12 protein-coding genes are annotated in these 13,525 nt (G+C 71.9%); 10 read left to right on the top strand and 2 right to left on the bottom strand.

The features are described from left to right. Nucleotides 1-28 precede the first annotated feature (28 nt). From ACIQCZ_RS39130 to ilvD, 4 genes are all read left to right on the top strand, one after another. The gene (locus tag ACIQCZ_RS39130) at nt 29-976 is read left to right on the top strand and encodes a Ppx/GppA family phosphatase (RefSeq protein ID WP_402290480.1); all 948 of its coding nucleotides are present in this window, start codon (nt 29-31) and stop codon (nt 974-976) included. Nucleotides 977-1,127: 151 nt separating this feature from the next. Continuing rightward, the gene (locus tag ACIQCZ_RS39125) at nt 1,128-1,955 is read left to right on the top strand and encodes a sugar phosphate isomerase/epimerase family protein (RefSeq protein ID WP_402290478.1); all 828 of its coding nucleotides are present in this window, start codon (nt 1,128-1,130) and stop codon (nt 1,953-1,955) included. Further along, complete coding sequence (locus ACIQCZ_RS39120) at nt 1,952-2,593, top strand: TetR family transcriptional regulator (RefSeq protein ID WP_402290476.1); 642 nt, start codon at nt 1,952-1,954, stop codon at nt 2,591-2,593. Before ACIQCZ_RS39125 ends, ACIQCZ_RS39120 begins: the two co-directional genes overlap by 4 nt. Before the next feature lie 207 nt (nt 2,594-2,800). Then, on the top strand, nt 2,801-4,651 hold the full coding sequence (gene ilvD, locus ACIQCZ_RS39115; RefSeq protein WP_402290474.1) for a dihydroxy-acid dehydratase: 1,851 nt from the start codon (nt 2,801-2,803) through the stop codon (nt 4,649-4,651). 37 nt (nt 4,652-4,688) lie between these two features. Here the strand turns inward: ilvD and ACIQCZ_RS39110 are convergent, their stop codons facing one another. After that, on the bottom strand, nt 4,689-6,941 hold the full coding sequence (locus tag ACIQCZ_RS39110) for a PQQ-binding-like beta-propeller repeat protein (RefSeq protein WP_402290471.1): 2,253 nt from the start codon (nt 6,939-6,941) through the stop codon (nt 4,689-4,691). Between the two features lie 123 nt (nt 6,942-7,064). On the opposite strand from ACIQCZ_RS39110, the gene ACIQCZ_RS39105 reads away from it, so the two are divergent. The 3 genes from ACIQCZ_RS39105 (at nt 7,065) to ACIQCZ_RS39095 (ending at nt 8,526) form a co-directional block, all read left to right on the top strand. Further along, a complete protein-coding gene (locus tag ACIQCZ_RS39105; protein WP_402290469.1) occupies nt 7,065-7,391 on the top strand; it encodes an SH3 domain-containing protein in 327 nt (108 codons plus the stop codon). A gap of 146 nt (nt 7,392-7,537) precedes the next feature. Beyond that, on the top strand, nt 7,538-8,101 hold the full coding sequence (locus ACIQCZ_RS39100; protein WP_402290467.1) for a hypothetical protein: 564 nt from the start codon (nt 7,538-7,540) through the stop codon (nt 8,099-8,101). A 269-nt stretch (nt 8,102-8,370) separates the two neighbouring features. After that, on the top strand, nt 8,371-8,526 hold the full coding sequence (locus tag ACIQCZ_RS39095) for a hypothetical protein (RefSeq protein WP_402290464.1): 156 nt from the start codon (nt 8,371-8,373) through the stop codon (nt 8,524-8,526). On the opposite strand, the gene ACIQCZ_RS39090 is transcribed toward ACIQCZ_RS39095, so the two are convergent. Further along, nucleotides 8,510-10,069 carry a SulP family inorganic anion transporter gene (locus ACIQCZ_RS39090; protein WP_402290462.1) on the bottom strand — a complete coding sequence of 520 codons (1,560 nt, stop codon included), beginning with the start codon at nt 10,067-10,069 and terminating at the stop codon, nt 8,510-8,512. The two genes, ACIQCZ_RS39095 and ACIQCZ_RS39090, sit on opposite strands and share 17 nt — an antisense overlap. Nucleotides 10,070-10,345: 276 nt before the next feature. Here ACIQCZ_RS39090 and ACIQCZ_RS39085 point away from each other — a divergent pair, with 276 nt between their 5' ends. From ACIQCZ_RS39085 to proC, 3 genes are all read left to right on the top strand, one after another. Beyond that, nucleotides 10,346-11,113, top strand: a complete 768-nt coding sequence (locus tag ACIQCZ_RS39085; RefSeq protein WP_402290459.1) for an ABC transporter ATP-binding protein — start codon at nt 10,346-10,348, stop codon at nt 11,111-11,113. Beyond that, complete coding sequence (locus ACIQCZ_RS39080; protein ID WP_402290456.1) at nt 11,110-11,910, top strand: ABC transporter permease; 801 nt, start codon at nt 11,110-11,112, stop codon at nt 11,908-11,910. Before ACIQCZ_RS39085 ends, ACIQCZ_RS39080 begins: the two co-directional genes overlap by 4 nt. Before the next feature lie 116 nt (nt 11,911-12,026). Beyond that, entirely contained in the window at nt 12,027-12,836 is an 810-nt protein-coding gene (gene proC, locus ACIQCZ_RS39075; protein WP_402290453.1) for a pyrroline-5-carboxylate reductase, read from the top strand. The last annotated feature ends 689 nt before the right edge of the window (nt 12,837-13,525 follow it).

Below are 13,525 nucleotides of genomic sequence, written 5' to 3'. Positions count from 1 at the left end.
AGTCCGCCGCCCCGGTAGCGTTCCGGGTATGAGACTCGGAGTCCTCGACGTGGGTTCGAACACAGTGCATCTGCTGGTGGTGGACGCGCACCCCGGTGCGCGCCCGCTGCCCGCGCACTCGCACAAGGCGGAACTGCGCCTGGCCGAACTCCTCGACGAGGACGCGGCGATCGGCCCCCACGGTGTGGACCGGCTCGTGGCGACGATCACCGACGCGCTGCAGGCCGCCGAGGACAAGGGGTGCGAGGACGTTCTGCCGTTCGCCACGTCCGCGGTGCGGGAGGCGAGCAACGCCGACCAGGTGCTGGCCCGGGTACGGGAGGAGACGGGCGTCGACCTCGCCGTCCTCAGCGGTGCGGAGGAGGCCCGGCTCACCTTCCTCGCCGCCCGCCGCTGGTTCGGCTGGTCGGCGGGGCGGCTGCTGGTCCTGGACATCGGCGGCGGCTCGCTGGAGGTCGCGTACGGCATGGACGAGGAGCCGGACGCCGCGGTGTCGCTGCCGCTCGGGGCGGGCCGGCTGACCGCCGGATGGCTGCCGGGCGATCCGCCGGACCCGGCGGACGTGAAGGCACTGCGCCGCCATGTACGGGCCAGGATCGCCCGGAGCGTCGGGGAGTTCACCCGCCTCGGGCGCCCGGACCACGTCGTCGGCACCTCCAAGACCTTCAAGCAGCTCGCCAGGATCGCGGGCGCCGCGCGCACCACCGACGGTCTGTACGTGCAGCGCGCCCTCACCCGCAAGTCGCTGGAGGAGTGGGTGCCGAAGCTGGCGTCGATGACCGTCCAGCAGCGGTGCGACCTGCCGGGGGTCTCCGAGAGCCGGGCCGCGCAGCTGCTGGCCGGGGCGCTGGTCGCGGAAGGCGCCATGGATCTGTTCGGGGTCGAGGAGCTGGAGATCTGTCCCTGGGCGCTGCGCGAGGGCGTCATCCTGCGCCGACTGGACCACCTGCCCACGGAGCAGGCCGCGCTGCGCTGAGCGCCCGCGGGGCCTGGTGGGGTCCGCACGGCGCCGCGGGGCCGGGCGGGGTTCCGCCGGGCCCGTGGGGCCTGCCGGGGTCCGCCATGGCCCTTCTCACTTTCCGCCCGGGTCTCTCGGCGAGGCGCACCACTGCCCGTACGCTGTCCCAGTGGCAGAACCAGTGGTGCGCATCCCGGATGCGAAGGTCGCCCTGTCGACGGCATCCGTCTATCCGGAGTCGACGTCGACGGCCTTCGAGATCGCCGCGCGCCTCGGTTACGACGGCGTCGAGGTCATGGTGTGGACCGACCCCGTCAGCCAGGACATCGAGGCCCTGCGCCGGCTCTCGGACTACCACGGGGTACCGATCCTCGCCGTCCACGCGCCCTGCCTCCTGATCACACAGCGCGTCTGGTCCACCGATCCGTGGGTGAAGCTCCAGCGGGCGCGTGCCGCCGCGGAGAAGCTCGGGGCGACGACCGTCGTCGTCCACCCGCCGTTCCGTTGGCAGCGCAACTACGCGCGCGACTTCGTCGGTGGGATCTGGCGCATGGCGGACGAGACGGACGTGCGGTTCGCCGTCGAGAACATGTACCCCTGGCGCTACCGGGACCGCGAGATGCTCGCGTACGCCCCCGACTGGGACGTCACCAACGACGACTACCGCCACTTCACCGTGGATCTCTCGCACACCGCGACGGCCCGCACCGACGGCATGGCGATGGTCGACCGGATGGGCGGCCGGCTCGCCCACATCCACCTCGCCGACGGCAAGGGCTCCAACAAGGACGAGCACCTGGTGCCCGGCCGTGGCGACCAGCCCTGCGCCGAACTCCTGGAGCATCTGGCCCGTACCGGCTTCGGCGGCCACATCGTCATCGAGGTCAATACCCGGCGCGCCATGTCCACCGCCGAACGCGAGGCCGACCTGGCGGAGGCGCTGGCCTTCACCCGGCTCCACCTGGCGTCCGCCTCGGCCGAGGCGCCGCGCCCGTGACCGACGGCCCCACCGGCGCCGACGGCCCCGCGAACCCCGCCCCCAGGCGCCGAGGCCGCCCCTCCCGCGCGGCCGACACCACCGGCCCCGATGCCCGCACCCGCATCCTGGAGGCCGCCCGTACCGAATTCGCGGAGCGCGGCTACGACAAGACGTCGATCCGGGGCATCGCCAAGGCGGCAGGCGTCGACTCCGCCCTCGTCCACCACTACTTCGGGACGAAGGACGAGGTCTTCGCGGCCGCCATCGAGCTCTCCTTCGAGCCGGCCCTGGCGATCCCGGCCATCCTGGGCAGCGGTACCGACGGCCTGGGGGAGCGGCTGGCCCGCTATTTCATCGCCGTGTGGGAGAACCCGGCGTCGAGGGTTCCGCTGCTGGCGGTCATGCGGTCCGCGCTGACGCACGAGGCGGCGGCGAAGGTCCTCCGCGGCTTCGTCCTGCGCCGCCTCCTGGAACGCATCGCGCAGACACTGGACGTCCCGGACGCGACCTTCCGCGCGGAACTGGCCGCCTCGCACATGCTCGGGATCGCGATGCTGCGCTATGTGATCCGGGCGGAGCCACTGGCTTCGGCACCGCCCGAGCAGATCATCGAGATGGTGGCGCCGACGCTGCAGCGTTACCTGACGGAATCCTGATCCCGCTGCCGCTGCCGCTGCCGCTGCCGCTGCCGCTGCCTGCGGCGAAACCGTCGCGCCCGTCATGCGCTGCGGCGCCCCCGTGCCGCCTCGGTACATTGCTCGCCCACCGAGCATCCTGTCCCGTATAGCGGACAGGATGTCCAGATCTTGGAGCCGGAGGCGTAGGCTCGGAAGCAGTCTTTTCTGTCGAAGGAGCGAGCGACGATGCCCGAGCTGAGGTCCCGCACTGTCACCCACGGCCGCAACATGGCCGGCGCCCGCGCCCTTATGCGGGCCTCGGGCGTAGCGAGCGAGGACATCGGCAAGCCGATCATCGCGGTCGCCAACTCCTTCACCGAGTTCGTCCCCGGCCACACCCACCTGGCTCCCGTCGGCCGGATCGTCTCCGACGCGATCAAGGCCGCGGGCGCCGTGCCCCGTGAGTTCAACACGATCGCCGTCGACGACGGCATCGCGATGGGGCACGCCGGGATGCTGTACAGCCTCCCCTCCCGCGATCTGATCGCCGACTCCGTCGAGTACATGGTCGAGGCGCACTGCGCGGACGCGCTGATCTGCATCTCCAACTGCGACAAGATCACCCCCGGCATGCTGATGGCCGCGATGCGCCTCAACATTCCGACGGTCTTCGTCTCCGGCGGCCCGATGGAGGCCGGCCGGGCCACCCTCGTCGACGGCACGGTCCGCAAGCTCGACCTGATCAACGCGATCAGCGACGCCGTCAACGAGAACGTCTCGGACGAGGACATCCTCCGTATCGAGGAGAACGCCTGCCCCACCTGCGGCAGCTGTTCCGGCATGTTCACCGCCAACTCGATGAACTGCCTGACCGAGGTCCTCGGTCTCTCCCTGCCCGGCAACGGTTCGGTCCTCGCCACGCACACCGCCCGCAAGGCGCTGTACGAGGACGCCGGCCGCACGGTCGTCGAGATCACCAGGCGCTACTACGAGCAGGACGACGCGACGGTCCTGCCCCGCTCCATCGGCACCCGCGCCGCGTTCGACAACGCCATGGCGCTGGACATCGCCATGGGCGGCTCGACCAACACGATCCTGCACCTGCTCGCCGCCGCGCAGGAGGCCGAGCTCTCCTACGACCTCGACGACATCAACGAGGTCTCGCGCCGCGTCCCCTGCCTGTCCAAGGTCGCGCCCAATGTGGCGCCCGGCGGCACGTACTACATGGAGGACGTGCACCGGGCCGGCGGCATCCCCGCCATCCTGGGCGAGCTGCACCGCGGCGGCCTGCTCGACGAGAACGTGCACTCGGTCCACTCCGATTCCCTCGCCGAGTGGCTGAAGAACTGGGACATCCGTGGCGGCTCCCCGTCCCCGGCGGCCGTCGAGCTGTGGCACGCGGCTCCCGGATGCGTCCGCTCCGCGACCGCCTTCTCGCAGTCCGAGCGCTGGGAGACCCTCGACCTGGACGCGGCCGGCGGCTGCATCCGAGACCTGGAGCACGCGTACTCCAAGGACGGCGGCCTCGCGGTCCTCAAGGGGAACCTCGCAGAGGACGGCTGCGTCGTGAAGACGGCGGGCGTCGACGAGTCGATCTGGACCTTCGAGGGCCCGGCGGTCGTCTGCGAGTCGCAGGAGGAGGCCGTCGACAAGATCCTCCGCAAGGAGATCAAGGAGGGTGACGTCGTCGTCATCCGTTACGAGGGCCCGCGCGGCGGCCCCGGCATGCAGGAGATGCTCTACCCCACCTCCTTCCTCAAGGGCCGCGGTCTCGGCAAGAGCTGCGCCCTGGTGACCGACGGCCGCTTCTCCGGCGGTACGTCGGGGCTGTCCATCGGCCACGCGTCGCCGGAGGCCGCTTCGGGCGGCACCATCGCGCTCGTCGAGGACGGCGACCGGATCAGGATCGACATCCCGAACCGCTCGATCGAGCTCCTCGTCCCCGAGGCCGAGCTGACCGCCCGCCGCGCGGCGCTGAACGGTGTGTACGCGCCGAAGAACCGCGACCGCAAGGTCAGCGCGGCGCTGCGCGCGTACGCGGCGATGGCGACGAGCGCGGACCGGGGTGCGGTGCGGGACGTGTCCAAGCTCGGCTGAACCGAGCCGCGAACGCCATGGAAGGCCGGGCCCCGCTCTACCAGTGAGCGGGGTCCTTGCCGTCGACGGCGAACACGGACCCGTCGGGCGCGGTCCCGATGACGGTCCGGCCGACCGCGACGGGGGCGGGCAGCGCCGAGGCGTAGCTGAGCTTCCCGTCCCGGAGCCGGGGGCTCGTCTGGCCCAGCAGCGTCCCGCGCTCGGTGTCCACGGCGAGCAGGCGCCCGTCCGCCGTGGAGAAGTACAGCCGGTTCCCGGTGGCGAGGACGGGCGCCGACGTCCGCCCGGCCGCGGTCTCCAGCTGCCAGAGCACGGCCTTGCCGTCCCTTTCGTCGTCCTTCCCGCCGGTCGGGCGCGTGTCGACGGCGACCAGGGTTCCGCCGTGGGCCAGCAGATAGGCGGTGTCCCCACCCACCACGGCTTCGGGTTCGTTCATCCGGAACGGCAGCGCCACGCGGGAGACGTGCCTGTTCTCCGGGTCGTAGCGCACGAGCCCGACGGTCTGGGTGTCCCCGTTCATGGAGGTCAGGACGAGTGCGCCGCCGGAGGTTCCCACCGGGGTGAGCATTCCGTCCAGCCGTCGCCGCCACGCCGTATGCCCGGAAGCCGCGTCGAGGGCCGTGACCAGCGTGGTGGATCCGTAGGCCGAGTGCTCGAACGCGTAGGCGAGCCCGGACGCGTCGTCGTACAGCGCGAAGTCCGGGCGCCGGTGGCCCGCGAGCGCGTGCCGCCAGCGGGACACACCGGTGGCGGAGTCGAGCGCCTCGGTCGTACCGTCCTCGGCCGTCAGCAGCAGCGTGTCACCCGCGGCGAAGGGCGTGCCCAGGTACGGGGAGAGATCCGCGGCCCAGACCTGTTCGCCCTCGGCCGGGTCGTACGCCCGGAGCTTCCCGCCCGGTACGGCCTCGTGCACCAGGCCGCCGGAGACCGACAGCACGCCGGACACCGGAGCGTTCCCGGCGGAGCGACGGGTCCACAGCACCCGGCCGTCGGCGGGATCCAGCCGGGAGGCGCCGGTACCACCTGTGGCGCAGTACAACGCCGCGGTTCGGCCGGACGTCCCCTTTCCGGTCCGTTCGCCGGTGCCGCCCGCCGAGGAACAGACCGGCGTCGCGCTGCCCGAGGTCACGAGGGGCGTCCGCCACGGCGCGAACGTCGCCGAGACCTTCGCGCCACCCGACTCCCCCGACTCGCCGGAGCCGCTCACGACGCCGGCCGCCCACACCCCGCCGGCACCCACGACGAGCAGTGTGGCGGCGGATGCCAGTTGCCACCGCCGTCTGCCGCCGCCGGTCGCGGTGCCCTTCCTGCCCCGCCTCGCCCCGCCCGCGCCCACATGCGTGTCCGCCTCCGCCCCGGCCCCCGGCACCGCGACCGCGGGGCCTTCGGCTCCGGCGCCGGCTTCGGCCCGGCCTCCGGCCGTGCCGGGCCGCCGCTGCGACGGTATGAACGCGGCGGCGTCGTACGAAGGAGGGCTCAGCGTCGCCATGATCTCGTCCGGGGTGGGCCGCTCCGCGGGGTCCTTCGCCAGGCACCGCCCGATCAGCGGAGCCAGATCCGTCGGCACCCCTGCCAGATCGGCCTCGTCATGCACCACCTGGTAGGCCACGATGTACGGGCTGTCGGAGTCGAAGGGCCCCCGGCCGGTCGCCGCGTGGACGAGCACGGCTCCCAGCGCGAACACGTCCGCGGCGGGCCCGACCTCGCGCGGCCGCTGGAACTGCTCGGGCGCCATGTACGGCGGCGAGCCGATCAGTTTGCCCGTCTCGGTGCGCAGGTCGCTGTCGTACGGCCGGGAGATCCCGAAGTCGATGACCTTGGGCCCGGAGTCGGAGAGCAGCACATTGCTCGGCTTGAGGTCACGGTGGATCACCCCGGCGCGGTGGATGTCGCGCAGCGCCTCGGCGAGTCCCGCCGTCAGTCTGCGCAGCGCGGCGGGGGCCATCGGCCCGTTCCGCTTCACCTGATCGGAGAGCGTGGGACCGGGTACGTACAGCGTGGCCATCCACGGGCGCGCGGCATCCGGATCGGCGTCGACGACCGGCGCGGTGAAGGCCCCGCTGACCCGTCTCGCCGCCCCGACCTCCTGCCGGAAACGAGCCCTGAACTCGGGGTCCGCGGAGTAGTGCCGATGCACCACCTTGACGGCGAGCTGCAGTCCCGAGGTGGAGCGGGCCAGATGCACGACACCCATGCCGCCTGCGCCGAGACATGCCTCAAGGCGGTACTGACCGGCGTACTCCGGATGCTCCGCTTCCGGATTCGCTCCGGTACCTCGCAGCGGCGGCATCGCCCACCCCCGTGTGTTCGTCCGCAAGCGCGACGCACGGAGCCTAGTCGATGGTGCGTGCGATAACGCCGGGGCTTGTAGCCTGCGCGTCGTACACACCGTCTCTCAACGGGGGAGGGCCTCATGGCCATGGAAGAGCAGATCGACACCGACGCAGCCGGGGCGGCCGAGAGCACGGCCGCGCTCGCCGGCACCGACGACGTCACCCGGTACCCCATCGCACCCGGCTACCGCGTCAACGTCCGCACGGGACCGGGCACCCAGTACGGCATCGTCCGCACGCTCCCGTACGGAGTGAAGGTTGCGGTCTACTGCCAGAAGCCGGGCGAGCGGGTCACCGGCCCGTACGGCACCTCGAACATCTGGGACAACATCGCCAACGGCCAGTTCGTGTCGGACGCCTACGTCCACACGGGCAGCGACGGCTACATCGCCCCGCGCTGCGACTGACCGCGCCCCCGTCCCGTCCGGGGCCACGCCCCGGGCGGGGCCGAGACCGGGCGGGGCCGAGACCGGGCGGGGCCGGGACCGGGGCGGGTTCCCGCGTCGGTGACCGGCGCGACCGGGGCCGTGGCCGCCCGGGGATAATCGACCTCGTGAGCGAGAACAGCGAAGACCCCGGTACCGGCGCGACACCCGGCAGCACCGCGTCCGGCTCCAGCACGCCGGGCCCGCAGCCCGAGCCCCTGTTCTTCTTCGGTACGACCTGGGTCGACCACGACGGGAGCTACGGGCTGCGACGGGTGGGGGCGGCGGTCGGCTCCCTCGTCGCCGCGGTCGCCGCCTGCTTCGTCCTGCGCTTCGCCTACCAGGGGCTGCAGATCGCCGATGTCGGCAATGCCGTCGGCATCCTGGTCGTCGCGATGTTCGCCGTCTGCAGCGCGATCGCCTTCCGCAAGACATGGGAGGGGTTCGGCCGCCGCCCGGCCGATCCGGCGCGCGAGGCCAGTCTGCGCGGTCTGAAGACGATCGGCTTCGTCGGCTCGCTGATCGCCTACTTCCTCCGTACGTTCATGGAGGCACCCGGCGAGCGACTGCGTCGCACGGAGTACGAGACGGCCCTGGCCCGCTACGCGAAGCGCCGCTCGTCCCGTACCGGGAACCCGGCTGCCCGCAAGAGCGCCAAGACCCCCAAGGGCAAGCGGCCCAAGCGCAAGTAGGAAACCGAAGGCAGGGCCCGGGGCCACGCCGCACGAGCGCGGCCGGACCCGCCTCGTGCGGGGCGGGCTCCGCGCGCGGCCGGGACCCGCTCTCCGTTTTCCGCGAGCACCGGCACCGGGCCCCGCGCGGGCCACGATGGCGTGATGTCTCCTTCCGCCTCCGCCCGCGGCCCCGACTCCACCTCCCGGCCCGTGCGCTCTCCTTCGGCTGTGCGGCCGCCCAGTACGCCGCGGCCCGCCCCGGCCCCGTCCGTCCTCGTCGACGCCTGGTGCCCCCCGATACCCACCTCGCCGACCTCGGCAGCCACTCCGCGTTCCTCGTCCTCGGCGGGGAACCCACGCGCCGGTTCCTCGCCGAGGAGCGCGACCGGTTCGCGGAGGTCTTCCCGGACGGCACGGCGAGGAGCGTTACGTGGTCGACCTGAACGTGGCGATCCGCCCGTCCTCGGCCCCGCCCGAATCGCCCCCGTCGCGCTCCTGACCCGACGGCCGCCGTTCCTCGCGAGCCTCTCGGGCCTTCCGCTCCGCGGCCCACCCCTCCAGGGCCGCTGCGCACGCGTGGTCGGTGTGGTGCAGCCCGCTGAGGTCCAGCACCACGGTCCGGTCGTGCGGCAGGCCGTCCAGCGCGTCCAGCAGCTTCGGCAGCCGCAGGAACGTGGCGTGGCCCGCGACCCGGACCCGCAACACCCCGTCGCCGTCGTCCTCATGCGTCTCGATGTGCACATGGCTGATGTCCCAGGCGGTCTTGGCCACGGCCAGCAGCAGCCCCACCAGCACTCCCTCGAAGAGACTCGTGGCCACGATCGTCCCCGCCGTCACCGCGAGCACCACCGCCTCCCCGCGATGCTCACGCCACAGCGGCACCAACGCCCGTACGGGAACGAGCTTGAGGCCCGCGTGCAGCAGCACCGAAGCCAGAGCCGCCACGGGAATCACTTCGAGCGCACTCGGCAGGGCGGCGGCGAAGAGCAACAGCCACACGCCGTGGAGCACCCGGGATGCCTTCGTCCTCGCCCCGGCGCGGACATTGGCCGCGCTGCGCACGATCACCGCGGTCATCGGCAGCGAGCCGAGCAGCCCGCACACCGCGTTGCCCGTGCCCTGCGCGATCAACTCCTTGTCGTAGTCCGTCCGCCTGCCGTCGTGCAGCCGGTCCACGGCCGCCGCACCGAACAGTGACTCGGCCGAGGCGATCAGCGCGAACGCCAGGACGGTGCCGATGACGCCCACCTCCGTGAGCCGCGCCCAGTCCCCGGCCCCCGGCGGTCGTACGGCATCCAGCAGCCCGCTCACCGCCACCCGCTGCACGGGCAGGTCGAACAGCCAGGTCGCCCCGGCCGCCAGTCCCACCGCCACCAGGGGCGCGGGGACCGACCGGGCCGCTCGCGGCCACTTCGGCCAGAGCAGGAGCACGAGGAGCGCCCCGATCCCGACGGCGACCGCGCTGCCCGTCACGCCCGTGCCGAGTGCCAGTCGCGGCAGCCCGCCGAGCTTCTGCCCCATGGTCCCGGGCGCCACCGCGTCGGCGAGCACGTACAGCTGTCCCACCACCAGCACGAGGCCGATTCCGGCGAGCATCCCCTGCACGACGGCCACGGACACGGCCCGGAACCACTGCCCGAGCCGCAGCACCCCCAGCCCCACCTGCACCACACCGGCGGCCAGGACCAGCACCCCCAGGGTGCCGACCCCATAGCTGTGCACCGCCTCGTAGACGAGCACGGTCAGACCGGCGGCGGGCCCGCTGACCTGCAGACTGCTGCCCGGGAGCAGGCCCGTGACGAGCCCGCCGACTATCCCGGTGATCAGTCCCAGTTCGGCCGGGACCCCCGAAGCGACGGCCACCCCCACGCACAGCGGCAGGGCGACCAGGAAGACGACGAGCGAAGCGGCGAAGTCGGCACGCGGGATCGAAAAGGATCGAAGGCCCGGAACATTCGGAAAACCACGCACGGGAAGCACCTCCATCGACTGACGGACACGTCATGGAACGGGAGATGCGCGGATACCGGGGGGACGGTGAAATTCATTGTCCTTTACGGGAGTTGCTCATCCGCCCCGTATTCGGAACCGGTCGGTGGGCACGGAAGCACAAAGGGGTGGAATATCTCCGTCCGATCGCGCCCTCAATCGCCCGCGCCCCAGCAACGCCACGTCCCGCCCGCGCCGCGGCTGCTCCGCGCCGCCCCGCCACCGCTGCCCCGCGTCTTGACGAGAGGGGCCGCCGGGATAAAAATTCATCGCATGATGAATTCTTCGGGTGCCGCCATCGAGGCCCGCGGCCTCGCCGTCGTACGAGGCAACCGCACCGTCCTCCGCGACCTCGACTTCACCGTCGAACCCGGCAGGATCACCGGTCTGCTCGGCCCCTCCGGCTGCGGCAAGTCCACCCTGATGCGTGCCGTCGTGGGCACCCAGGCCAAGGTCACCGGCACCCTCGACGTGCTCGGCAGCCCCGCGGGCCACCCCACGCTCCGCCCGCGCATCGGGTACGTCACCCAGGCTCCGTCCGTCTACACCGACCTGACCGTCCGGCAGAACCTCGACTACTTCGCGGCGATCCTCCAGCCGGGCCGCCGCCACCGGGACGCCCGCCGTGCCGCGGTCGCCCGCGCGATCACCGAGGTGGACCTGACCAGCCACGCCGACGCCCTGGCCGGCGCCCTCTCCGGCGGCCAGCTCACCCGCGTCTCCCTCGCCGTGGCCCTGCTCGGCACCCCCGAACTCCTGGTGCTCGACGAACCGACCGTGGGCCTGGACCCGGTACTCCGCCGCGACCTGTGGAACCTCTTCCACGCCCTCGCCGCCGACCGCGGCACCACACTCCTCGTCTCCTCCCACGTCATGGACGAGGCCGAGCGCTGCCACCGCCTGCTGCTCATGCGCGAGGGCGAGATCCTCGCCGACGACACACCAGAGGCCCTGCGCACCGCCGCCCGCACCGCCACCGTCGAAGAGGCGTTCCTCCACCTGGTCGACGAAGCCGCCACCCGTCAGGAGACCCTCCGATGAGCACGACCCCGACCCCGCAGCCCCTGTCCCCCGCCCGCATCCACCCGGCCGCGCCACCGCTGAGCCCCGCCCGCACCCTGGCCACCGCCGCCCGCGTCCTGCGCCAGCTGACCCACGACCCCCGCACCGTCGCGCTGCTCCTGCTGGTCCCGGTCGTGCTGATCACGCTGCTCCGGTACGTGTTCGACGGCAGCCCCCGTACCTTCGACGCCATCGGCGCATCGCTCCTCGGCATCTTCCCGCTGATCACGATGTTCCTGGTGACCTCGATCGCCACCCTGCGCGAACGCACCTCGGGCACGCTCGAACGCCTCCTCGCCATGCCGCTCGGCAAGGGCGAACTGATCGGCGGCTACGCCCTGGCCTTCGGCGCCGTGGCGATCCTCCAGTCCCTCCTGGCCACCGTGCTCTCGGTCTGGGTGCTCGGCCTGGACGTCACCGGCTCCGCGTGGCTGCTCCTCCTCGTCGCCCTGCTCGACGCCCTGCTCGGCACGGCACTGGGCCTCTTCGTCTCGGCCTTCGCCGCGTCGGAGTTCCAGGCGGTCCAGTTCATGCCGGCGGTGATCTTCCCGCAGCTCCTGCTCTGCGGTCTGTTCATCGCACGCGACCGGATGGCGCCCGCCCTCGAAGCGATCTCGAACGTCCTGCCCATGTCGTACGCGGTCGACGGCATGAACGAGGTCCTCCACCACCCCGACGTCACCGGCGACTTCGTCCGCGACGTCCTGGTCGTCGCGGGCTGCGCCCTGCTCGTGCTCGCCCTCGGCGCGGCCACACTCCGCCGCCGTACCGCCTGACCGCCCCCGGTGCGAGGATGACGGACACAAGCACAGGCCCGCGTACGGGCCGGCGCACCGAGCCCCGTCAGCACGACGCACCGAGAACAGCGAGCACAGCCCGGAGGGTGAACCGCATGACCCAGACAGTTGCCGTCCTCGGCACCGGCAAGATCGGCGAGGCCCTGCTCAGCGGCATGATCCGGGCAGGCTGGCGCCCGGCGAACCTGCTGGTCACCACCCGCCGCTCCGAACGCGCAGAGGAACTGCACAGCCGCTACGGAGTCGACTCCGTCACCAATGCCGAGGCCGCCAAGCGCGCCGACATCCTCATCCTCGCGGTCAAGCCCCAGGACATGGGCCGGCTCCTCGGCGAGCTCGCCGGGCACGTCACCGCCGACCGCCTGGTCATCAGCGCCGCCGCGGGCATCACGACCACGTTCATCGAGGACCGTCTCACCGCGAACACCCCGGTCGTACGCGTCATGCCGAACACCCCCGTCCTCGTCGACGAGGGCATGTCCGTCATCTCAGCGGGCAGCCACGCCACGACCGAGCACCTCGTCACCGCCGAGGCGATCTTCGGCGGCGTCGGCAAGACCCTGCGCGTCCCCGAGTCGCAGCAGGACGCGGCAACCGCGCTCTCCGGTTCGGGCCCCGCGTACTTCTACTTCCTCGTCGAGGCGATGACCGACGCGGGCATCCTGCTCGGTCTGCCCCGGGCCCAGGCACACGAACTGATCGTCCAGGCCGCCATCGGGGCCGCCGTGATGCTCCGGGACAGCGGCGAACACCCCGTCAAGCTCCGCGAAGCCGTCACCAGCCCGGCCGGTACCACCATCAGCGCCATCCGCGAGCTGGAGAACCACGGTGTACGGGCCGCCCTCATCGCTGCCCTGGAAGCCGCCCGCGACCGCAGCCGCGAACTCGCCACCGGCAACGGCTGACCGGACAGGGCCCACCCCGCCCCGCAGCCCCGATCGGCTCCGAACCACGCACCACCTCCACGAACCCACCGCCGGGCAACGACACGACGGTGGGTTCGTGACGACGACATCGGAACATCAGCAGGCACCGTGACCGGCGTCGACCTCCGCCTCCGCCTCACACGTGCTCACACGCACGGCCCACGGGCCGAGAGCGCCGCGACGACCGTGATGCCGACCCCCGCGCCTCCAGCCCTCGCGGCTGCCGCGAGGGCCTCCCTCCGGACCCCGGCCCAGCTCGGGGTTGACACGACACGCCCGCAACCGTAATGTGCTCCGAGTTGTCCGACGTGAGCGCCGACCCCGGTCGGTCCCCGGACAGCCATTCCGCAGTAACCACATCTGGTCGGCGACATCCGTCGCCCGACTTTCTGTGCGCATTTGCGAAATGAGGAATCCGCGTTCGAAGGAACGCGACCCCGATTAGCGTCGAGGCCCAGGATTCCGCTAAAGTCTCACTCGTCGGAACGGCCCAACGGCCCGGAAGACAAGCCCCGCTGACTGGGAATCAGGCCCGAAAGGATCTGATAGAGTCGGACTCGCCGGAAAGGGAAACGCGAGAGCGTGGAACTGGAAAGCGGCCCCGCTTCGACCGGGAATCGGACACGAAAGAGTCTGATAGAGTCGGAAACGCAAGACCGAAGGGAAAA

This window comes from Streptomyces sp. NPDC093149, assembly GCF_044754145.1.
GTDB lineage: Bacteria > Actinomycetota > Actinomycetes > Streptomycetales > Streptomycetaceae > Streptomyces.
The sequence above is the reverse complement of the archived record's forward strand: the minus strand, read 5'-3'. Positions and strand labels throughout refer to the sequence as shown.

Coding starts and splice junctions, on each gene's coding strand:
- ACIQCZ_RS39130 (WP_402290480.1), top strand. CDS start 29: ATGAGACTCGGAGTCCTCGACGTGGGTTCGAACACAGTGCATCTGCTG.
- ilvD (WP_402290474.1), top strand. CDS start 2,801: ATGCCCGAGCTGAGGTCCCGCACTGTCACCCACGGCCGCAACATGGCC.
- ACIQCZ_RS39110 (WP_402290471.1), bottom strand. CDS start 6,941: ATGCCGCCGCTGCGAGGTACCGGAGCGAATCCGGAAGCGGAGCATCCG.
- ACIQCZ_RS39105 (WP_402290469.1), top strand. CDS start 7,065: ATGGCCATGGAAGAGCAGATCGACACCGACGCAGCCGGGGCGGCCGAG.
- ACIQCZ_RS39090 (WP_402290462.1), bottom strand. CDS start 10,069: ATGGAGGTGCTTCCCGTGCGTGGTTTTCCGAATGTTCCGGGCCTTCGA.
- ACIQCZ_RS39085 (WP_402290459.1), top strand. CDS start 10,346: ATGATGAATTCTTCGGGTGCCGCCATCGAGGCCCGCGGCCTCGCCGTC.
- ACIQCZ_RS39080 (WP_402290456.1), top strand. CDS start 11,110: ATGAGCACGACCCCGACCCCGCAGCCCCTGTCCCCCGCCCGCATCCAC.
- proC (WP_402290453.1), top strand. CDS start 12,027: ATGACCCAGACAGTTGCCGTCCTCGGCACCGGCAAGATCGGCGAGGCC.